This is a genomic window from Flavobacterium sp. W20_MBD1_R3, from assembly GCF_052119725.1.
Classification (GTDB): Bacteria; Bacteroidota; Bacteroidia; order Flavobacteriales; family Flavobacteriaceae; genus Flavobacterium.
Map to the genome: position 1 here is coordinate 1 of NZ_JBGQOR010000006.1, position 22,931 is coordinate 22,931.

15 protein-coding genes and 1 pseudogene are annotated in these 22,931 nt (G+C 35.8%); 12 read left to right on the forward strand and 4 right to left on the reverse strand.

All coding sequences use genetic code 11. The annotated features are described in order from the left end of the window. Positions 1-297: 297 nt before the first annotated feature. Positions 298-837 (reverse strand): DUF3575 domain-containing protein, encoded by a 540-nt coding sequence (locus ACEN2F_RS09625; protein ID WP_441738376.1) that lies wholly within the window; start codon positions 835-837, stop codon positions 298-300. A 497-nt stretch (positions 838-1,334) separates the two neighbouring features. After that, entirely contained in the window at positions 1,335-3,236 is a 1,902-nt protein-coding gene (gene htpG, locus ACEN2F_RS09630) for a molecular chaperone HtpG (RefSeq protein WP_441738378.1), read from the reverse strand. A 181-nt stretch (positions 3,237-3,417) separates the two neighbouring features. Between htpG and ACEN2F_RS09635 the strand changes: the two genes are divergently transcribed. From ACEN2F_RS09635 to ACEN2F_RS09655, 5 genes and pseudogenes are all read left to right on the forward strand, one after another. Further along, positions 3,418-3,894, forward strand: coding sequence for a lipocalin family protein (locus tag ACEN2F_RS09635; protein WP_441738381.1), 477 nt, complete (start codon positions 3,418-3,420; stop codon positions 3,892-3,894). Between the two features lie 13 nt (positions 3,895-3,907). After that, positions 3,908-4,603 carry an OmpA family protein gene (locus tag ACEN2F_RS09640; RefSeq protein ID WP_441738384.1) on the forward strand — a complete coding sequence of 232 codons (696 nt, stop codon included), beginning with the start codon at positions 3,908-3,910 and terminating at the stop codon, positions 4,601-4,603. A 104-nt stretch (positions 4,604-4,707) separates the two neighbouring features. After that, a complete protein-coding gene (locus ACEN2F_RS09645) occupies positions 4,708-5,655 on the forward strand; it encodes an ABC transporter ATP-binding protein (protein WP_441738761.1) in 948 nt (315 codons plus the stop codon). Between the two features lie 391 nt (positions 5,656-6,046). Further along, positions 6,047-7,375, forward strand: a complete 1,329-nt coding sequence (locus tag ACEN2F_RS09650) for a hypothetical protein (RefSeq protein WP_441738387.1) — start codon at positions 6,047-6,049, stop codon at positions 7,373-7,375. Between the two features lie 204 nt (positions 7,376-7,579). Next, positions 7,580-7,813, forward strand: a pseudogene (locus ACEN2F_RS09655) (ATP-binding cassette domain-containing protein); the annotation flags it as partial. Positions 7,814-7,931: 118 nt separating this feature from the next. On the opposite strand, the gene ACEN2F_RS09660 reads toward ACEN2F_RS09655, so the two are convergent. Continuing rightward, positions 7,932-10,343 (reverse strand): prolyl oligopeptidase family serine peptidase, encoded by a 2,412-nt coding sequence (locus ACEN2F_RS09660; RefSeq protein WP_441738390.1) that lies wholly within the window; start codon positions 10,341-10,343, stop codon positions 7,932-7,934. 291 nt (positions 10,344-10,634) lie between these two features. On the opposite strand from ACEN2F_RS09660, the gene ACEN2F_RS09665 reads away from it, so the two are divergent. The 3 genes from ACEN2F_RS09665 to ACEN2F_RS09675 all read left to right on the forward strand — a co-directional run bounded on the left by ACEN2F_RS09665 (position 10,635) and on the right by ACEN2F_RS09675 (position 13,460). Beyond that, positions 10,635-11,642, forward strand: a complete 1,008-nt coding sequence (locus ACEN2F_RS09665) for a 3-oxoacyl-ACP synthase III family protein (protein ID WP_441738393.1) — start codon at positions 10,635-10,637, stop codon at positions 11,640-11,642. Between the two features lie 150 nt (positions 11,643-11,792). After that, a complete protein-coding gene (locus tag ACEN2F_RS09670) occupies positions 11,793-12,788 on the forward strand; it encodes an isoaspartyl peptidase/L-asparaginase family protein (RefSeq protein WP_441738396.1) in 996 nt (331 codons plus the stop codon). Beyond that, positions 12,789-13,460, forward strand: a complete 672-nt coding sequence (locus ACEN2F_RS09675) for a copper homeostasis protein CutC (RefSeq protein ID WP_441738399.1) — start codon at positions 12,789-12,791, stop codon at positions 13,458-13,460. A 207-nt stretch (positions 13,461-13,667) separates the two neighbouring features. Here the strand turns inward: ACEN2F_RS09675 and ACEN2F_RS09680 are convergent, their stop codons facing one another. After that, the gene (locus tag ACEN2F_RS09680; protein WP_441738402.1) at positions 13,668-17,957 is read right to left on the reverse strand and encodes a choice-of-anchor L domain-containing protein; all 4,290 of its coding nucleotides are present in this window, start codon (positions 17,955-17,957) and stop codon (positions 13,668-13,670) included. Between the two features lie 201 nt (positions 17,958-18,158). Here ACEN2F_RS09680 and argS point away from each other — a divergent pair, with 201 nt between their 5' ends. The 4 genes from argS to ACEN2F_RS09700 all read left to right on the forward strand — a co-directional run bounded on the left by argS (position 18,159) and on the right by ACEN2F_RS09700 (position 22,907). Beyond that, the gene (argS, locus tag ACEN2F_RS09685; protein WP_441738405.1) at positions 18,159-19,937 is read left to right on the forward strand and encodes an arginine--tRNA ligase; all 1,779 of its coding nucleotides are present in this window, start codon (positions 18,159-18,161) and stop codon (positions 19,935-19,937) included. Between the two features lie 68 nt (positions 19,938-20,005). Beyond that, positions 20,006-20,470 carry a hypothetical protein gene (locus ACEN2F_RS09690; RefSeq protein ID WP_441738408.1) on the forward strand — a complete coding sequence of 155 codons (465 nt, stop codon included), beginning with the start codon at positions 20,006-20,008 and terminating at the stop codon, positions 20,468-20,470. A gap of 127 nt (positions 20,471-20,597) precedes the next feature. Continuing rightward, positions 20,598-21,947, forward strand: a complete 1,350-nt coding sequence (gene ffh, locus ACEN2F_RS09695; RefSeq protein ID WP_441738410.1) for a signal recognition particle protein — start codon at positions 20,598-20,600, stop codon at positions 21,945-21,947. Positions 21,948-22,025: 78 nt separating this feature from the next. Next, complete coding sequence (locus tag ACEN2F_RS09700) at positions 22,026-22,907, forward strand: bifunctional 5,10-methylenetetrahydrofolate dehydrogenase/5,10-methenyltetrahydrofolate cyclohydrolase (protein WP_441738413.1); 882 nt, start codon at positions 22,026-22,028, stop codon at positions 22,905-22,907. The last annotated feature ends 24 nt before the right edge of the window (positions 22,908-22,931 follow it).

A 22,931-nucleotide genomic window follows, 5' to 3' on the forward strand; every position in this document is an offset into this window, starting at 1 on the left:
GGCCTAAAAAATAGCTTGCAGTAGGAGGACTATAGTGCCGTTTATGAGTATGTATTCTTTGTGAAATTATCAGAAAATGAGGTTTTTTCACAGCCTGACGTCTTGCAGCTTGCAGAAGTGGCGGATTAAGGAAGCCTAAACTTTCGGTTAAACACTGCTTTGCAAGTACAAAACCAACTTTAAATTAAGCCCAAAACCCGCCATTTTTGCAAACTGCTGTTAGCGGTTCGGCAGTTTATTTATTACGTATGTCCATTCCAATATATTTCAATTGTCTATTCCAAATTTAGTTGTTTTTTAAAACCTATAACCTAATTGAAGACCAAATCTTGCAACTTGATCGTGGTCAGTTTTATCAGAATTAAACAAGAGTTTTCCCCAACCAGCATTAACTTCAATGATAATGCCTCTTTTTGTAACCCATTTACTACCTAAACCTATACCAAGTGAATAGTCAATTACATCAGACCCTTTAGTAAATGTCAAATTATCGCTGGTATCATATATTTTTTTTCCATCAATTGAACTTAACATTCCAAATCCTTCTGCAAAAAAACCTGAAGCGTATTTTTTACCAAAGTATCTTCTGTAATATTGTGTAATCATATAATTTGTGTCTTCATTTGAATTTTTGTTATTAAACACAAACAATCCAGTAATACCTAATGATGATTTATTGTTTAAGTTTCTTTCATAGGTAGCTTCGAAAGTTCCAGCTAAAGGCGACAATACATTCACTTTCACTTCATTTTGTTTTTCATTTTGTGGGATATCATTTTGCGCATTAACAGCAAAAAACGAAAATAACATTGCGATGATTAAGTACTTTTTTTTCATAATATTAGTTTTATTGTTCACGGCAAACATATATTATTTCGGTTTAAAAAATGTTAATAAAACTTATGAAGCAAGTTAAATTTAACACAATTTTTCTGCTTATAAAAAAATGTTTTAATCATTCTTTTTTAGGTTCCAACACTGCTGACCGCTAACTAGTAGATAGGTCTGACTATGTCAGACTTATACATCCTAAATTGGGTCGCTTTGTCTGACAAACGTCAGAATTTATTATTAATTCAAATATATAAATAATTCTTTACAAAATAGTACTTATTTATTTCTGCTGCTAAACGACGTTATAACCGTAAAATGCTCTAAATAGCCCCGATAGCAGTGAAAATCCTTTGCTGTGGCGGTAGCCAAAAGCAAAGATTGCAGCGCATAGCGGGAGGGAAGTTGTTCTGAAAAACAATCGTTGTGCTCCAAAAAAAAACCTGCAAACTTTCGCTTGCAGGTTTACTCTAATAATCTAACGATCTAAAAGTCTAATAATCTTATTTAATCATTTCAAAACTTCTTTTTACGAAAGCCGTTAATGCTTCTCCTTTTAATAGGTTTTGTGATAACTTAGCTAAGTCAAGCGCTTGTTTTATCAAACTTTCCTGAGCTTCTTTGTTTTTGTTGTTCAGGATGTTTGTCGCCAATTCAGAGTTAGTATTTACTACCAAATTGTACATTTCAGGCATATTTCCCATTCCGAACATTCCGCCGCCGCCTGATTGACTCATTTCTTTCATTCTACGCATAAATTCCGGTTGCGTGATGATAAATGGTGACGCATTGCTGTCTAAAGCTTCCAGTTGAACTGAATACGTTTGTTTAGGTACGATCGCTTCCAGAACTGTTTTCAAGTTGGTTTGTTCTTCCTCAGATAATTTAGAAATAGTTGTTTCCTCTTTCTTGATTATATTATCAATATGGTCTGAATCCACACGTACGAAAGTCATGTTGCTGTTATCGCCTTCAATTTTTTGAATTAAATGCGAGATAATAGGAGAATCTAGCAATAAAACTTCATATCCTTTGTCTTTTGCAATTTCGATGTAAGAGTGTTGCGCTTCTTTATTTCCAGCGTATAAAACTACTAATTTCCCGTCTTTGTCCGTTTGATTAGCAGCAAGGTTTTCTTTTAATTCTTCAAGCGTGTAATATTTACCGTCAACTGTTGGATATAAAACAAATGCACCTGCTTTTTCGTAAAATTTATCTTCAGAAAGCATTCCGTACTCTAAAACGATTTTGATGTCGTTCCATTTTTGTTCAAAATCTTCACGGTTTTCAGTGAATAATGATTTTAATTTATCGGCAACTTTACGCGTGATGTAATTGGAGATTTTCTTAACCGCAGCATCTGCTTGCAATCCAGAACGCGATACGTTTAATGGAATGTCCGGTGAATCTACAACACCTTTCAGCATCATTAAAAACTCAGGAACAATTCCTTCTACATTATCCGTTACGTACACTTGATTTTGGTACAATTGGATTTTGTCTTTCTGAATTTGTAAGTCAGAACCTAATTTTGGGAAATATAAAATACCGGTTAAGTTGAACGGGTAATCTACATTTAAATGAATGTGGAATAAGGGTTCTTCAAATTGCATTGGGTACAATTCATGGTAGAAATTCTTGTAATCTTCCGCAGATAATTCTGTTGGTTGTTTTGTCCAAGCCGGATTTGGGTTGTTGATGATGTTGTCTACTTCAACTTCCGTGAAAGTTTTGTCTTTATCTTCTTCAGCAACTTCTTCACCCTTTTTTTGCTCTATTTTCTCTGTTTTGGTTCCAAATTTAATTGGAATAGGCATAAACTTATTATACTTATTCAACAGTTCTTTGATTTTGTTTTCTTCCAAGAATTCCAAAGAATCTTCGGCGATATGCAAAATAATTTCTGTTCCGCGAGAAGTTTTGTCAGCTGGTTCTAGTGTAAATTCCGGGCTTCCATCGCAAGTCCAGTGTGCAGCAGGTTCCTCTTTGAACGATTTAGTGATGATTTCCACTTTTTCGGCAACCATAAAAGCAGAATAAAAACCAAGACCAAAATGTCCAATAATTCCAGAGTCTTTAGCAGAATCTTTGTATTTGTCCAAAAATTCCTCCGCTCCAGAAAATGCTACTTGGTTGATGTATTTTTCTACTTCTTCAGCCGTCATTCCTAAACCTTGATCGATGATGTGTAGTTTTTTGCCTTCCTTGTCGATTTTTACTTCGATAATTGGGTTTCCGTATTCTACTTTGGCTTCGCCAATGCTGGTTAAATGTTTTAATTTAAGTGTCGCATCAGTTCCGTTCGAAATCAATTCACGCAAGAAAATTTCGTGATCGCTGTATAGGAATTTCTTAATTAAGGGAAAGATGTTCTCTACCGAAACATTAATTTTACCTGTTGTCATATTTTGAATTTTTTTAGTTTATTTTGATCTAACAAACCGTTTCAAATAGAGTACCAATTTTCGTTGAAGTGACAAATTGTCGCAGGCGTTAATTATGATATAAAATAATTTAATTTTGAAACTATTTGTTTTTGTTGCTTTGTATCTTTGTTAAAATATTAATTAGTTAAATTTCTAAAAAATGAAAAAAATCATTTTATTATGCACATTAGCGATTCTAATGTTAGCATGTAAATCAACATCGGTAACAAGTACTAATACGGACCGAAAAGCTCAGGTGATGATGAAAGGCAACTGGGTAATCAGTTCTGTGACCTATCCTGGTTCACAATACATAAAAGTGAATACGTTTCAACTAGCAGATTCAGAGTGTTTTGTAGGAAGTACTTGGAAATTTGTTTCAAATAACAACAAAGGTGAAATGGCTTTGACTAAAGCAAATTGTGTTGCGTTTAGTTCCCCAATTACGTGGTATGTAAATAATGATGGTCAATTTATTCTTAAAGTTCTTGATGCTGGTGAAAAAGCTAGAAAAGTGAGAGACGGCTATATATTGTATGTGGCTAACCAATCCGAAACCTCTTTTCAATTGATTGATAAAATTGATGTTGGAGGAAAAATGACTGATGTAGTATACCAATTTCAAAAAGTTAATTAATAAAATATAGATTATGAAAAAGATTTCGATAGTTGCAATGGCAACAATAATGATTATGGGTTCCATGTTTACTAGTTGTGAAGCAATCAAAAACACCAATAAAACACAAAGAGGCGCAGGAATAGGCGCGGTTGCTGGAGCTGTTCTTGGAGGTGTTCTTGGAAACAACCTTGGAAAAGGTGGTAATGGAGCAATGGGAGCAGTACTTGGTGGCGTTGTTGGTGGCGTTGCCGGAGGTGTTATTGGTAACAAAATGGACAAACAAGCAAGAGAAATAGACGCTGTATTGCCAGGAGCTGAAGTAGTTCGTGTTGGAGAAGGAATTAAACTGGTTTTAAACGAAAATGCAGTACGTTTTGATACTAATAAATCTTCTTTGACTGCTGATGCAAAAGCGAATTTAGACAAATTAGTTCCTGTTTTTGCTGAATATCCAGATACTAATATTACAATTTACGGATATACAGACAGTACTGGTCCAGCAGAGTATAACTTAAAATTATCTGGAGAAAGAGCCGCATCTGTTAGAAATTATTTAGCGAGCAAAGGGGTATCTTCAAGCAGATTTCAAGTTACTGGCTTAGGAATTGCTGATCCAATTGCTTCTAATGAAACAGTTGATGGCAGAAGCCAAAACCGTCGTGTTGAATTTGCTATTACTGCAAATGAAAAAATGATTCAAGATGCAGAAGCTGAAGTGAAAAACTAAGCAATAATTACCATAAAAACAAAGGCTGTTTCGTTAAGAAGCAGCCTTTTTTTGTGTCTAAATATGAATTAAACGTCGTAAATTTGCAACTTTAAATAAAGATGATGCTAGAGATTATAGACATATCGTTTACTTACATTGACAAACCCGTTATTGAAAATGTTAGTTTCACTATTGCCAAAGGGCAAAACATGGCCATTATTGGAGAAAGTGGTTGCGGCAAAAGTACGTTGCTAAAACTCATATACGGATTATATGATCTGGATAAAGGCGCCATAACCTATGATGACAAACCTATTTTGGGACCCAAACACAACCTAGTGCCGGGAGAAGATTACATTAAATATTTAGCACAGGATTTCGATTTAATGCCTTACATAACTGTTGAAGAAAATATTGGCAAGTTCTTGTCGAATATGTATCCTGAGGAGAAAAAAGCTCGTGTTCAAGATTTATTGGATATGGTTGAAATGGCCGCTTTCGCAAAAGTAAAAGCGAAATTCCTAAGTGGCGGACAGCAGCAGCGAGTAGCTCTGGCCAGAGTTTTGGCTTTGGAACCCGAAATTATTTTGCTCGACGAGCCGTTTAGCCAAATTGATTCTTTCAGAAAGAATTCGTTGCGTAGGAATTTATTCCGATACTTAAAAGACAAAGGCATCACCTGTATTATTGCCACACATGATAGTACCGATGCTTTGTCTTTTTCTGATGAAACAATTGTAATTCAAAACGGGAAAGTCGTAGCAAAAGGAGATTCGAAATCCATGTATGAAAATCCCTCTACTAAATACATTGCCTCTCTTTTTGGAGAAGTCAATGAATTGCAATTGTCGCAATTGATAGCGCTTGAGGGAGATGAGGATACGACGCTTTTATTGTATCCGCATCAATTAAAAGTGGTTGATAACGGAATCATGAAAGCGGTTGTCAAACAATGTTATTTCAAAGGGAGTCATTATTTAGTCAAAGCAGCCTATGAAAAAAGAGCGATTTTCTTCGACCATGATTCGGAATTAGAACTTAATCAGGAAGTGTTCTTGATGTTATCTTAAAAATACAAAACCCCGAAATTATTATGATTTCGGGGTTTTTTATGGATAAGCGACATTCTGTAAAACTTTAATAGACCTGTGTTTTTTTGTGATTTATTTCATTTTCCTGAGATTACTTTCTTGATTTTTTCAAAGTCTTCCACGATAGTTTTAAGACTAGTGCCATTTTTTTTGAATTGTTAAATAATGTCATTCAGCAGATATATAGGTTGGTTGTCGATAAATATATTTATTTAGGAGACAAACAAATATCTTAGGAGAAACTTAAATGATATTTTAAAATTCATTCAAAAGTAAATTTGTCAAAACACTTCCAGTTAGCGGATTAGTTCCGAGATTTTTTTTAAATCACACACAACCTTGGATGACATAACAAAATAATTTTTAAATTATGACATCACATTTCCAATGCCTTCAACGAATTTTATATTGTAAAGGTGTGTTTTTTTTGATCTTATTTTTTAGTGTAAGCACCACAATCTGGGGCCAGGTAAACAGAGGCTATCGGTCCCTCTCCAATGGAAATTGGAGCAACACGAGTACGTGGGAAAAATATGACGGTACGGCTTGGGTTGGCGCTTCAGTTGCTCCATCATCAATCAACAGCACGGTTACTATTCTAGATGGACATACCGTAAATTGGAATAAAAGCGGTACTATGTCGGTTCCTCTTTTAATTCTTAAAGGAAATGGTAACGTGGTAGTATCACAAGACCAGTCATTATATATTGATTCCAGATCAATAGTTCGGCTTGAAGGTTCCGGAACCATAAAAACAGAAAATAGTAATGCTTCCATAAATTTCAATGGGGGATCAGTTTGTGAGCTTTCCTCAAGTCCTAATGTTACAACTGTTGCTGCTGTTGTTATTCCTGTAGCCAGCTGGAATACTGATGCAACTTTAAAATTTTTAAATCCAGGAGGATTTATTGCTTACAGCAATTTAAATCAGTCTTTCGGGAATGTTGAATACAACAGAGCGGGACAAACTGACAATCAATCCGATTTTAGAATTACTGAAATAAAAGGTGATTTTACAGTTAACAGTACTGGTACGGGTTCTTTGATAATTAACAATACTGCAAAGCCACATTTAGTCGCTGTTGGCGGTAACTTTACACTTAACGAGGGTAATTTTCAGCTTTGCTCAACCACTAGGCGTATCGCCTATTTACACTTTAAGGGAGACATGTATTTAAATGGCGGAAATATGGTGGGCATTTATGGGGCCGTTTCAGGTTTCTATTTTGTCGGAAAAGGAGAACAAAATTTTGAAAGCCGTATTGTATTAAATCGCGCCACTAATCAGCGCTTTTTTTTTAAGAATTCGGGGCCGGACAGGAAAATCAATCAGGTCTACCAAGGTACTAGTGAGGCCCAACAAACTATTTATGGTTATGCCTCCCCACGGGGTTACAATCCTATCCAATCCTCAGCTACTGTACTTAAGAATATAGTTATCAATAACTTAGCAGGTGTTGTGCTTACGACAAGTCAGACTATAAATGAAAATCTTTATTTAGTAAACGGTATTTTCAACACGGATAAAACTATTAGTCAAGCCCTTACCATGACCAATTCAAATATGATTGAGCAAACGGGAGGAAGTCTGACTACACTTCCTTCTTTTTCCGATGTAGATTACAATGCATCTCATGATGTATTAACTTTCGAGGCCAAGTTCCCAAATTTGGAATCCCAAATACAAGATAAGAATTGAAGAAGATTACGGTAATCCCTTGAGTGCAATTATTTAAAAAGCCAGTTTAAATTTTTTTTGTAGAATAAATCTAAACAAAAAATGTATTGAGAACTGTTTTTAATATTAATTTTCAAATCTCCAATAGAATTGTATCACTCAAACTTTGGGAGAAAATCACTCAAATCACGAAAATTTTCATAAAACCAACTAGACGCAATTGGTTACATTAAATATTTAGCACAGGATTTCGATTTAATGCCTTACATAACTGTTGAAAAAAATATTGGCAAGTTCTTGTCGAATATGTATCCTGAGGAGAAAAAAGCTCGTGTTCAAGATTTATTGGATATGGTTGAAATGACCGCTTTCGCAAAAGTAAAAGCGAAATTCCTAAGTGGAGGGCAGCAGCAGCGAGTAGCTCTGGCCAGAGTTTTGGCTTTGGAACCCGAAATTATTTTTAACTTTGACAACAGTTTTTTAGCAAAAAAGCAAAACCCCGAAATCATATTGATCTCGGGGTTTTGTACTATGTTTATCTTTTTGACAATTTCTTAACGGGTCACTACTTTCAGCGTTAATTCTTTAAATACTTTTCTAAGAACTGATCTTGTTCCCATAGCAAATGCAGAATATTCTCTTTGGCGACATAACCGTGTGCTTCTTTTGGAAGGATCACCATTCTTGCAGGAGCGCCTAAACCTTTCAAAGCTTGAAAATAGCGTTCAGTTTGCAATGTGAAAGTTCCCGGATTATTATCGGCTTCACCGTGTACTAAAAGCATTGGTGTTTTCATTTTGTCCGCATTCATGAATGGTGACATTGTATTGTATACTTCAGGAGTTTCCCAGTAATTGCGCTGTTCACTTTGGAAACCAAACGGAGTCAATGTTCTGTTATAAGCACCACTTCTAGCAATTCCGCAAGCAAAAAGATTGGAATGTGTCAATAAATTAGCAGTCATAAAAGCACCATACGAGTGACCTCCAACGGCTACTTTTTTTCTGTTGATGTATCCTAGAGCATCTACGGCATTAATCGCTGCTTCTGCATTGTCAACTAATTGTGTTATGAAATTATCATTTGGCTCCGTTGTTCCTTCGCCAATGATAGGAAAAGCAGCGTCATCAAGAACTACATACCCTTTGGTTACCCAATATACAAACGAACCATAACTAGGAAATGTAAATTCGTTCGGATTTTGTGTGCTTTGTCCCGCTGAATTTTTGTCTTTGTATTCTGCTGGATAGGCCCAAATCAACAATGGCATTTTCTCTTTTTTAACCTTGTCATAGCCCAACGGTAAATATAAAGTTCCGGATAATGCAACACCATCTTTACGTTTGTATTTAATCACTTCCTTACTCACGTTTTTGATACTTTCAAAAGGATTTTTGAATGCCGTGATTGGCGTTAGTTTATTTTTTTGTTTGATGTTTCTAAGGTAATAATTCGGATATTCATTTTTAGACTGGATTTGTACTAAAACAGTTCCTTTCTTGAAATCTTCAATCTCCAAAATATCCTCTTTTTTATCTGTGTAGGCTGAGGTATACAAACGTTTTGCTTGTGCTGTTTTCAAATTAAATTCACTGATAAAAGGGAATTGTCCGTTTTTAGTAAAACCATCGCCAAGTAAATACGCATTGTTATTTTCAATAGCCAAAACATATCTATTGTATTCATTTTTTCTAGTTTCAAAATTTCCCGGATCAGCATACACATCTTGTGAATTTCTATCGAAAATTACTTTTGGAGCCTGACTTGGATTCGATGGATTAATAATATACGTTTTGGTATTACGGGTATCGTACCATTCATCTGAAACAATGGCAACATTGTCATTCCCCCAAATCATACGGTCGTAACGTTGAGGTGTTTTTACCAATGAAGTGGCTGCTGCATCAAATGGTGCGTTCCAAAGAAAAACTTCATCTCTGAATTCCACTTTGTTTGCAGGATCTCCGCCGTCTAAAGCTTCAGCATACGCTAATGTTGCCGGTTTATCAGCTCTCCAGCTCATGTTTCTTTTTCCTTTTCGAACGGCCATAAAACCTTTAGGGATTATTTCAGTAAGCGGCACTTCATTCACTACTTTTACTTCGTTTCCAGAATTGTCATAAACAACTGACTTGGATGGAAAACGACTCAATGGAACAATATATGAAAATGGTTTTTGGATGGTAGTCAGCATCAAATAATTTCCATCAGGAGAGAAGCTTTCTCCAGCATACATATCAGCTTTTTTGAACAAAGTAGCTGTCCCGTTGAGGTTTACTTTGTACAATTCAGAAGTCATGATGTTCTCAAAATTGATTTCATCATTCTTGTTTTTCAACATATCCGGATACGTTCTGTTTTGTGATTTCACTCCGTCAGCATTCGAAATTATCGGACCAGCAGGCAAATCTTTTTTGGCATCTAGAAGCGCTGCTCTGTTTTTTGGTAACATTTTTACCAATATAGTTTCGTTATCATTCATCCAGCTGAACGGATTTCCAATATTCGCATTCACAGTAGCCTCTGTTAATTTTGTGGCTTTCGCCGAAGCAACATCGATAACCCAAAGTTCAACTCCAGAAGCTGTGGTGTGGGAAAATGAGATTTTTTTATCATTTGGTGACCAAGCGATAGTACTGATACGAGGATTCATTGGTAAACCTGCAACCTGTACTTCATTTTTGTCCTTTATTTTACGCAGTTTCAGGTTGTTTACATAGGTAACAGAACTCGAAATATTAGTTGTTGGATTAATCCGCAATCCGCCCAAACGCAATTCGTCTTGGTTTAAATCGTCCAGTGATTTATAGGTGTTTCTATACGTAAGCAACATGTATTCTTTTTTGGTATCCATTGATACCGAAGGTGCTCTTTCATAGTCAGCCAATTTCAATATGGATTGAGATGGTTTTTGGTAGTTTAGGTTTTCTTGTGCAAAAGTGGTTAAGCTTAGTCCAAGAAATAAATAAAATGGGATTTTTAATTTCATAATTTGAATGATTTTAAATTAGCAGTGGTTCTAGTAATAATTGGTCTAAAATAATTCAATGTTGTTACATTTGAATATAAAAACTTCTTTTTAACGTTTGAAATAGGTTCTTAGCAGATCGTAATACTATCTTTTTTGAGCGGTTCACTAGATTGGTTTTGTAAGTGTAGCAGTAAATTGCGCTAAAAATCATAAAAGTTGTAAATTGCTAAAAAAGTGGTAATTTGTGAGCTTATATTTTCAAGTATGTTTTAAATTTGCCCTCGTATTTTAATAAAATAACAATAGTATATGTATCATTCAAAAATAGCAGGATTAGGATATTATGTTCCCGAAAACGTAGTGACTAATGACGATTTATCCAAAATTATAGATACCAATGACGAATGGATTCAGGAAAGAACAGGTATACAAGAGCGACGACACATTATTAAGGGAGAAGATACAACCACTTCTATGGGTGTAAAGGCAGCCAAAATTGCAATTGGGCGTTCTGGTGTTGCTAAGGAAGATATTGATTTTGTAGTTTTTGCAACCTTAAGTCCTGATTTTTATTTTCCTGGCCCTGGAGTTTTAGTACAACGTGATCTGGGATTAAGAACCGTTGGTGCATTAGATGTAAGAAATCAATGTTCTGGATTTATTTATGCTTTATCGGTTGCAGATCAATACATCAAAACCGGAATGTATAAGAACGTATTGGTTATTGGATCAGAAGTTCATTCTTCAGGATTAGATATGACGTCTCGAGGAAGAGGTGTTTCGGTAATTTTTGGAGATGGGGCAGGAGCTGCTATTTTGAGTAGAGAAGAAGATTTGACAAAAGGGATTTTATCTACACATTTACATTCTGAAGGGCAGCATGCTGAGGAATTAATTGTAAAAGCTCCGGGAATGGGAGGCCGTTGGGTAACTGATATTTTAGCGGATAATGATCCGAATGATGAAAGTTATTTCCCGTACATGAACGGACAATTTGTATTTAAAAATGCCGTAGTTCGTTTCAGCGAAGTAATTAATGAAGGATTACAAGCGAATAATTTACAGGTTTCGGATATTGATATGTTGATTCCGCATCAGGCAAATTTAAGAATTTCACAGTTTATCCAAAAGAAATTCAACTTGACAGATGATCAGGTCTATAATAATATTCAGAAATACGGAAATACTACCGCCGCTTCTATTCCAATTGCATTGACTGAAGCATGGGAACAAGGCAAAATAAAATCAGGAGATACTGTTGTTTTGGCAGCATTTGGAAGTGGTTTTACTTGGGGAAGCGCAATTATTAAATGGTAAAAAGTAGTTCGATTAATCGGATACCGATTCCATTTTTTTTTCTATAAAAAGCCTAAACCTGCGCAAATTATTGCGCAGGTTTTTTATTTAAAAGTGAACCTTTATATTTATAGCTCAAAATTAATGCATCCAAATACTAATCCAATCAAAATGACAAACCGTAGAAATTTTTTGAAAACAGCAGCTTTAGCTTCCGCAGCTTTTGCGTTACATTCCTTCAAAGGGAAACCAGAGGAAGAAAATGATTTTTCATCTAAAAAAGGAGCGAAACCCATTGTGCTTTCGACATGGAATTTTGGAATCCAAGCGAATGCAGCCGCATGGGAAATTTTAAAAAATAACGGTAGAGCCTTAGATGCTGTAGAAGCAGGAGTAAAAATTCCTGAAGGCGATCCAACGGAGCGAAGCGTAGGCTATGGCGGAAGGCCGGATCGCGATGGTCGCGTTACGCTAGATGCATGCATTATGGATGAAAACGCCAATATTGGTTCAGTAGCGTCTTTGGAATTTATAAAACATCCCATTGCCGTGGCTCGTGCTGTGATGGAAAAAACGCCGCATGTCATGTTGGTTGGTGATGGCGCTTTGCAATTTGCGTTATCACAAGGTTTTGTAAAAGAAAATTTATTATTGGAAGAATCCGAAAAAGAATGGAAGGAATGGTTGAAAACGAGTCAGTACAAACCGATTGCTAATATTGAAAATCACGATACCATTGGGATGATTGCTTTGGATGCTGACGGAAATCTTTCTGGTGCGTGTACCACAAGCGGAATGGCTTTCAAAATGCATGGTCGTGTAGGTGATTCGCCTATCATTGGCGCTGGATTGTATGTAGATAATGAAATTGGCGCCGCCACAGCCACAGGACATGGAGAAGAAGTGATTCGGATTTCCGGTTGTCACTTGGTTGTGGAGTTAATGCGACAAGGAAAATCACCACAAAAAGCCTGTGAGGAAGCGGTAGAGCGAATCGTGAATTTGACCCGAAAAAGAAATAAAAATCTAAAAGATATACAAGTTGGTTTCATTGCATTAAATAAAAAAGGAGAATATGGTTCGTATTGTATTCAGGGTGGTTTTAATTACGCTGTCCACGATGTAACTGGAAATAAATTAATTGATGCCGATTATTTTTTAAAATAAATGAAAAAAGCACAACTGGAAATTGCCTGTTTCAATTTAGAATCAGCTGTTATTGCACAAGAAAATGGTGCTGATAGAGTAGAATTATGCTCCAATAGAACAGTGGGGGGAACAACGCCAGATTTTGAACTTACTAAAACTGTTCGAAAAAAAATAACGATCGATTTGAATGTTATGATTCGGCCTCGTGGCGGAGATTTCGTCTATTCTGATTTTGAATTCGAACAAATGAAATCAGAAATCTTAACATTAAAAAAACTTCATGTGGATGGTTTTGTTTTTGGAATTTTAAACCAAGACGGCATAATCAATGAACAACAGAATAAGGATTTAGTAGCTTTGGCAAATCCACTTCCGTGTACTTTTCATCGTGCTTTTGATGGGATTGAAAATAAATTTCAAGCACTTGAATCGCTAATCGAATGTGGTTTTAAGACCATTTTGACTTCAGGAAAAATAACAAACGTAATTGACGGTAGCGATGTTTTGGCAACATTAGTAGAAAAGGCTAATAATAGAATTGTAATAATGCCAGGTGGAGGCTTGCGCTCATCAAATATTGGATTGGTAAAAGAAAAGACAAAAGCTATTTTTTATCATTCTTCCGCGGTAATTGGTATGGGTGAACTAGTAAATCCAGAGGAAATTAAAGCCCTAAAAGCATATTTATAATTTATAGAAAAGTTTTAAATCAAAAAACCCGGAGTTGGCATACTCCGGGTTTTTCTTTTGGTAACAAACTATTAAAATGTATTTCTTTTGCTTTATAGTAGACTAACTAAAGGCTAGTTTGTTACAAGTATTTTTGCTTTTTATTATTTAAATAACAAAAAAAAGGGCTTTCGATTAAGAAAACCCTTTTAGAGAATACGTTAGTATTTATCTTTTCAATGAAAAATGTGATTTATATTCTTTTACGATATTGTCTTCTGTGTAAGAAATCGAAAACCAATAATCATCAGACGGGAGTGCATATCCATTAAAAGTTCCATCCCAACCAGAACCGTTAGGAAATAGTTCTTTGAGCAGTTTTCCATAGCGATCAAAAATATATAATTTTAAATTTTCACTATTCGGTAATCCGGTGATGTTCCAAGTATCGTTATAGTTATCTCCATTTGGCGTAAAGAATTTTGGACTGTTGATAAGTTTGATTGTAACTGGAACAGTAAAGGTTCCGCAATTAGCGTCGCTAACTGATATTTCATGAATACCAGAACTTACATTAGTGAAAACATTGCTGACTTGTGGGGCACTTCCATCTAATGAATATAGAAAATTACTTCCATCGCCTATAAATGGAACTGCATTTACGGTTATAGTTTGATTGTCTGTAAACCATCCGCTTGTTGTATAGGTTACATCTGCTGGTTTTGAAGATTCAATAACCGTAAAAGGAACACTGTTAGACGTACAACCAAAAATGGATAAGTTGGTCACTGTCAGTGTATAGTTTCCAGGTTGGTTTGTTGAAAAATTTTCAGCAGTGCTTACTAAAGTTCCGTCTTCGCTTTTCCATTCAAAAGAATATTGCGGGGCAGTAAAGCCACTTTCAATAAAAGCATCGGTGGTGATTCCGGTATCAATATCAACACAAATAGTAGGAACAATGAGTTGTGGTTTTGGCTTTTCGGTAATAGTAATTACCATTGGTTTTTCAACAGGACAAATGACCGTTGCTGACGTACCTGCTTCTGCATACGCGTATATGGTGGTAGAAACGGTGATGAAATCTCCAGGAAATTTTTCGATGTTACTACTTCCCGGACCGCCCGCATTGGTAAAATATCTGGTTACAGGAGCAATATAGGCAGGAAGTTCGTAAGATTCACATCTGGTTACCGGAGCAATAGGAGTTATCGTTGGAGTATTGTAAATGGTGACAATAAAAGGATCTTCATCAATACAGGTTACTCGATTGTTATTTTCTACATAAACGTAAAGTGTTGTCGTGGCCGTTATTGGGGAATAAGGAGGTAATAATTGTACGCCTGTTCCATTGGGACCATTAGGAGCGGTGTAATAACTTCCCATGCCTACGATAGTTGGTAAATTAAAACTGTCACAAGCAAATTGATCGGGTATGTCATTTACAAAAGTAACTAAAACGTCTATGCTGTATTCAGAAATACAGGTGTTGGGTGCTACTGCTGCGGCATAAACATAGATTGTTTTTGAGGTCGTCAAAACGGTACCGGCTGGTAAAATAGGATTCGTAGCAGAAGGTCCGCCAGCAAATTCATAATATTCCCCATTTATTAAATCATCTAAAATATAATTTTGACCACATCGAATCACTTCCACAGGTTTTGCATCAATTTTAGGAGATTTAGTGATTGTAATCACGAATTCTTCTTCAACATAACAAGGACCAGTGGAAGCTTTATCATAGAAATACATTAGTTGTGTTGTAGTTACCGGATATCCTACAGGTCGTAGATTACCAGTTCCCAAAGGTCCCGTGAAATAATTTCCTGAATGTGCAACAGCTGGTAAATAATATACATCACATTGTGGCGCAGTGTCTAGTATTTCAGGTAAAGGAGCGATATTTACTGTCACCGTAAAATCTAGATTATCGGTACAGTTTTGTCCTGGAACATAAAACCAAAGTACAGTAGTTGCATTAATAAATGTTCCAGGAGGAATAACATTTCCTCCGCCTGCAGCAGCAGTTCGATATTCTCCTACTATCAATGTAGGAAGTTTATATGCAGAACAAGAGTTTACATCCGTTGGAGGAGTAATACTTGCTAATCCAATAAAAACTCTAAAGGTTTTTTCGTCGGAACAATTTACTGGAGGACCTGTAGCACTTTCTTTATAAACATAAATTAAGTTTGTCGAATTAATTACGGTTCCTGCGGTCAAAAGAGTTCCGCTTTTATTACTTCCCGTATAATAAGTACCATTATTGGGATCAACTGGCAGCGTGTAAGAAGCACATCCAAATTGATTGGCATAATTGGGTAATGAAGTAAAGGATATGATCGTTATATCAAATGGTTTTTCTTGTGTACACGTTGGGGTAACAGTAGTGTCTTCAAACCATACATATATCCTATTTACTCCTTCGGTATTGACAGTAAATCCCGCTGCTAATTGGGTATTTCCTGCAGTTGTAGGGCCTCCACTTTGAGTGAAATATTTGGCATACGGCAAAGCTGGGAGTTTGTATTGCGTACAATAGGTTGCTGAAACTGGTGTTATTGAGTCTAAATCAGCGATCGTTACATTGAAAGAATCTTGATTGGTACACACTCCGGATCGATTAAAAACATAAAGATTCAGTGTGGTAATTGTTATTGCCTCTCCTGCAAAAAGTTGAGTTCCGGTTCCGTTATTTCCAGTCCAATATTCTGCTCCAACTTTTGTTAATGGAGGGAGCGTGTAGGAGGTGCATACAAATACATCTTGCAAGATATCTACTTCTGGCAAAGGATTGACAATCAAATTAAAACTAGTAACTACATAACAAGTACTATTGGAACTATTTTGTACTCGTACCCACAGCGTTGCGTTTGGCGATAATAATTGGTTGCCTGAATTTAAAGTGATACTATTGGTATTTTCATTAGCTCCTGTTTCTGAGGAGTGAAAAGTAAGTAGGTTGTACAAAGTATTTTGAGAACCAATAATAGACGCAATTTGTGAAGTTAAGTTGAAAGTAGCTTTTAGCGGATTTTCAGATAAATTACGAGAGCACAATGTTGCAGCTGCAGGGGTATTTGCAATTTGCGGTGGCGCAACAATTAGCAGTTGAAAAGACCTAATTTCAAAGCATAACGTATTTGGATTTTCAATTCTAACAAAAATTTGTCTTCCACTTTCGGTACTTGAAATCGTCTGAAGAATTGCTATTGCCGCTGTATTTCCTCTGGCATCGGCATCAGATAAGTGATAAGTGATTATAGTGTCGGAGGGTAAATCATCTAAAATGCCGGTTGAGTTCGTTGATTGGTTGACGCCGGCTCTAATGATGGTGCTATTTTTATTTAAATCAAAATCATAAGAGGCCGTTCCAGAATCACAGGCATAAATGTTAGGAACGGTTACAATGACGCCAATTTTAGGATAGATTTCGATTGTAATTTCATCTGTAACCTCGATGCATCCAGGTTCTTTATAGGCCACACTGTATGTATGAATTCCAGAACTCACTAATGGAAAAATGTTATTTAAATCTAATGTTTCCCCCGTTTGTGCTGGTGAAAAAGCAATTCCTTGTTTTTTCCAAATAAAAGTAGTTCCGGATTCTAAACCTGCCGCAGTTAGAATTGGCAAAGAACTTCCCGGACATATTGCAGCATTATTTGCCTGAGTGTAATCCAGCCCTAAAACATCTTGTCCAATATTAAAACTGTTGGCTTCCAGAAATATAGCAGAATCATATCCGGTATTGTTTCCTCCATCTGCAATAACTAATTTAATCCGATACACGTGGGTGATATCTAAACCAACTGCCGATGCAGTCATTGAAATTGTTTGTCCGTTGAAATTGATGGCAGGACCAAATCCACCTCCATTAAAAGCACCAAAATAGTTTGGGTTTTCCGAAGAGCAATTTGGATTAAAAGCCATATCACGAATAGTTTCAACAGAAACTGGAATAGCTGTACCTGGAATTACCGCCAGGTTTACATTAGAGCCACCATCGGTCACATCTTTTAATAGAAAAGCAAAAGCATCCGAGAAATTGCATTGTGAAGTTCCATATTCTTCAGAAGCAAAAAGAAACGAAAAGTCAAAATTGGGTGTTTTGGGTTGGAAATCAAATTCTATGTAACTCGCATTAATCGAATTAATTGTTATTCCGGATTGTGCAAGTAAATTAGCCTCCAGATCCGAATCACCTTGCCAGGCTGGAATACCATCGCTAAGAACACTGTTGTTGGGGCTAATTATTTTGTTCACGTCACCGGTGGTTAAAACAACACCATTGGCAAAAGGAAATGCCGCATTGGTGTTTTCAAAATATCCTATTCCGTTTGAAGATCCGTAAGTTGTTCCTGTTCTCGAATTAACATTGATGCCCTCAACACAAGGCGAATTCACGAGTACTTCATTGACCAACTGATCAACGGTGTATTTCGTTGTATTTACGGTTACGGATTGTGAATAACCGCTATAAAAAACCATAAAAAGTATAGAAATAAGTGCCTTTTTCATGTCTCAGATTATTAGTTTCATATCAAAAATAGTAAAAATTGAAACACTATTTTTAAAAAATGATAAAATTATGTTAACTCAATCTTAAATAGAGAACAACGCTATTTTTTTTGATTTATTAGTGTTTTTAAGACGTAATTGAGTAATTTTTAGTACCATGTTAAGGAATTACAATTACCTTTGCATTTTTAAATTTACATCATGACATTACCACAAATTCTTACGCCCTCTATTGAAAAAGCTGTAAAAGCTTTATTTGACATTACCATTGATAAAGTAGAATTTCAAACCACTCGTAAGGAATTTGAAGGGGATATCACGATGGTTATTTTTCCATTATTGAAAGTGGTAAAAAGTAATCCTGTAGCATTAGGAAATAAAATAGGGGATTATTTAGTCGAAAATTTGGTTGAAGTGAGTCGGTTTAATGTCGTTTCCGGATTTTTGAATATTGTTATTTCAGATGATTATTATTTGGACTTCTTTGGAAAAATTAAAGATGATGCTAAATTTGGTTTCGTTACTCCAAATCCAGAAGACAAAGCGGTAATGGTGGAGTATTCTTCGCCAAACACCAATAAACCATTGCATTTAGGCCACGTTCGAAATAATCTTTTGGGGTATTCAGTCGCAGAAATTATTAAAGCTTCTGGTAAAAAAGTGTACAAAACACAAATTATTAATGATAGAGGAATCCATATTTGCAAATCAATGTTGGCTTGGCAAAAATTTGGAAACGAACAAACGCCAGAATCTACAGGTTTAAAAGGAGATAAATTAGTTGGAAATTATTACGTTGCTTTTGATAAAGCCTACAAAGAAGAAATAGCGCAATTAATGAGCGCTGGTAAAACCGAAGAGGAAGCTAAAAAGCAAGCGCCAATTATCCTGGAAGCTCAGGAAATGCTATTGAAATGGGAAGCAGGCGATGAGCAAGTGATCACGCTTTGGAAAACCATGAATCAATGGGTTTATGATGGTTTTGCCACCACCTATAAAAATTTAGGAGTCGATTTTGATTGTTTTTATTATGAAAGTAATACGTATTTATTAGGTAAAGATGTTGTTCAGATTGGTTTGGACAGCGGTGTTTTCGAAAAAGATCCTGACGGTTCCGTTTGGATTGATTTAACCGATGAAGGTTTAGATCGTAAAATTGTATTGCGTTCCGATGGTACTGCCGTTTATATGACCCAAGATATAGGTACTGCCATTCAGCGTGTAAAGGATTATCCGGATGTAGGTGGAATGGTCTATACGGTAGGAAATGAGCAAGATTATCACTTTAAAGTGTTGTTTCTTATCTTGAAAAAATTAGGTTTTGACTGGTCTAAAAATCTATTTCATTTGTCCTACGGAATGGTTGATTTACCTTCTGGAAAAATGAAAAGCCGTGAAGGAACAGTTGTTGATGCGGATGATTTAATGCAAGAAATGACGGATACTGCACAGAAAATAGCCGAAGATTTAGGAAAGTTAGACACCTATTCTGCTGACGAAAAAGAAAAATTATACAATACCATTGGTTTAGGAGCTTTGAAGTATTATATTTTAAAAGTTGATCCTAAAAAACGAATCCTTTTTAACCCAGAAGAATCAGTTGATTTTGCCGGAAATACGGGTCCGTTTATTCAATATACTTATGCCAGAATTCAATCGATTATTCGTAAGGCTAACTTTGATTATTCGAATATCGCAAAAACAACATCGCTACATGAAAAAGAGAAAGAATTAGTGAAGCAATTAGAGTTGTTTCCTGAAGTAATTCAAAGTGCAGCACAACATCACAGTCCTGCTTTGCTGGCAAATTTTACTTATGATTTAGTTCGCGAATACAATTCATTCTATCAAGCGGTTCCTATTTTAGGAGAAGAGGATCTAGAAAAGAAAATTTTCAGAGTTCAACTCTCTAAAAAAATAGCCGATACGATTGCAGCAGCATTTAAGTTGTTGGGAATTAATGTTCCGGAGAGAATGTAAATTAAATTTTGTTTTATTCTGAAAACAATAATATATTTAGTAATTTTAGATGAAATTACTGATTTATTATGAAAAAAGCGTTTTTTTTCTTGGTTTTGCTGTGCCTGTTTTTACTAAATACGGCCAGTACGTGTTGCGATGATGATACAATAGCCATAGTTGCTGTTGCTAAAAGTCCGGATAGTGTACGAAATATATTAAATCAAGGAACCTGGGGAATTTCTTATTTTTTTGATGCTAAAATCAATAAAACGAGTTCTTTTTTAGGGTATAAATTTACTTTTGGAGCAAATGATATTTTAATCGCTAACGGTGTAAGTGCTGATTACACCGGACATTGGCTTGTGACCAGAACTGGTGTTACTGCGGAAGATTCCAATACTAATATTGCAATTTCATTTTCAAGCCCAATTGCTTTTGTTGAATTAGCCGAACACTGGAATCTTGTCAACATAACAGCAACACAATTACGATTGCGTTGCGTGAATAGTAGTTCGGGTGAGACGAATTATTTGACTTTTGAAAAGAATTAGTTTCATTAAGTTAAAAGATCAAACACAACTTTGAAACAGTCTCAAAAAAGGCTGTTTTTTTTATAATATTATGAATACAACTTCAAAACCAAATGCTTAAATTTGCATTTCAAAATAAATCAATACTATGTTCGACAATTTAAGCGATAAACTAGATAAAGCCTTTCATATACTAAAAGGGCATGGTAAAATTACCGAAATAAATGTAGCCGAAACGCTAAAAGAAGTTCGTAGAGCATTACTTGACGCGGATGTTAACTTTAAAATTGCGAAAGATTTTACCACTAAGGTAAAAGAAAAAGCAATTGGTCAGGATGTTTTGACAACACTTCAACCAGGACAGTTATTGGTGAAGTTAGTAAAAGATGAATTGACAGAATTAATGGGTGGTGATGTAGCCGGAATTAATCTTTCTGGAAATCCATCGGTTATTTTGATGGCAGGTTTGCAAGGTTCAGGGAAAACTACTTTTTCAGGAAAACTAGCCAATTATCTTTTAACAAAGAAAAATAAAAAACCATTATTAGTAGCGTGTGATATTTACCGTCCTGCGGCGATTCAACAATTATATGTCGTAGGAGATTCAATAGGTGTTGAGGTTTATTCAGAGCCAGAAAATAAAAATCCCGTTGAAATTGCGCAAAATGCAATCAAACATGCAAAAGCAAACGGATTTAATGTTGTTATTGTCGATACAGCGGGTCGTTTAGCTGTTGATGAGGAAATGATGAACGAAATTGAACGCGTTCATAAAGCCATCGAACCACATGAAACATTGTTTGTTGTAGATGCCATGACCGGTCAGGATGCTGTAAATACAGCGAAAACCTTCAACGAAAGGTTAAATTTTGATGGAGTAATCTTAACTAAATTGGATGGTGATACACGGGGTGGAGCAGCAATCTCAATTAAATCAGTTGTTAATAAACCTATTAAATTTGTAGGTACAGGAGAAAAGATGGATGCCATTGATGTGTTCTATCCAATTCGTATGGCTGAGAGAATTTTGGGGATGGGAGACGTTGTGTCTTTAGTCGAAAGAGCTCAAGAGCAGTTTGACGAAGAAGAAGCACGAAAAATCCAAAAGAAAATTGCCAAAAACGAATTTGGTTTTGATGATTTCCTTTCTCAAATTCAACAAGTAAAGAAAATGGGTAATATGAAAGACTTGGTAGGAATGATACCAGGTGCTTCAAAAGCCATGAAAGATGTGGAGATAGAAGACGACGCTTTCAAACACATTGAAGCTATTATTCACTCCATGACGCCAATTGAAAGAAGCAAGCCGGCTTTGATAGATGTAAAAAGAAAAGCCCGAATTGCTAAAGGTTCTGGAACCAAAATTGAACAAGTCAATCAATTGATGAAGCAGTTTGAGCAAATGAGCAAGATGATGAAAATGATGCAGGGCCCTGGAGGAAAAAACATGATGAAAATGATGGGTGGCATGAAAGGCGGAATGCCAGGAATGAGATAAAAATAAGTCAAAAGTCGAAAGTCTTAAGGTTGTAATGATCTTAAGACTTTTGACTTTATGATTATAAACTAAATAAAAATGCAACTACTAGACGGAAAAAAAACTTCGGAGGATATTAAAAATGAGATTGCTGTGCAAGTGCAGAAAATGAAAGCTGACGGGCAAAAAGTACCGCATTTAGCAGCGGTTCTTGTTGGATCTAACGGTGCGAGTTTAACTTATGTTGGCAGCAAGGTACGATCATGCCAACAAATTGGATTCGAGTCTACATTGGTTTCTCTGGCAGAAGACATCACGGAAGTGGAATTATTGGCAAAAATCAAAGAACTCAATGAAGATGATGATTTAGATGGTTTTATTGTTCAATTGCCTTTGCCGAAGCACATTGACGAGCAGAAAATCCTGATGGCTATTGATCCTGATAAAGATGTAGATGGATTTCATCCAACTAATTTTGGCAAAATGGCTTTAGAAATGGAAACTTTTTTGCCTGCAACTCCTTATGGAATAATGGAATTATTAGCGCGTTACAAAGTAGAAACTGCAGGTAAACATACAGTAATTATAGGACGCAGTCATATTGTGGGTCGACCAATGAGTATTTTGATGAGTCGCAAAGGATATCCTGGGGATTCAACGGTAACTCTTACGCACAGCAGAACTAAAAACATAGAAGAATTTACTAGAAATGCTGATATTATCATTACCGCTTTAGGGGTCCCTAATTACTTAAAAGCAGATATGGTCAAAGAGGGTGTTGTTGTTATTGATGTGGGTATTACCAGAGTAGATGACGCTTCACATCCCAAAGGATACATCATCACGGGTGATGTTGATTTTGAAAACGTAAGTAAAAAAGCGGCTTTTATTACTCCGGTTCCGGGTGGAGTAGGACCCATGACAATTGCCATGTTGTTAAAAAATACGCTTTTAGCAAGGGAATTGAAAAGAAAGAAATAAGAAAAAATAGTGTTGATTAAAAGC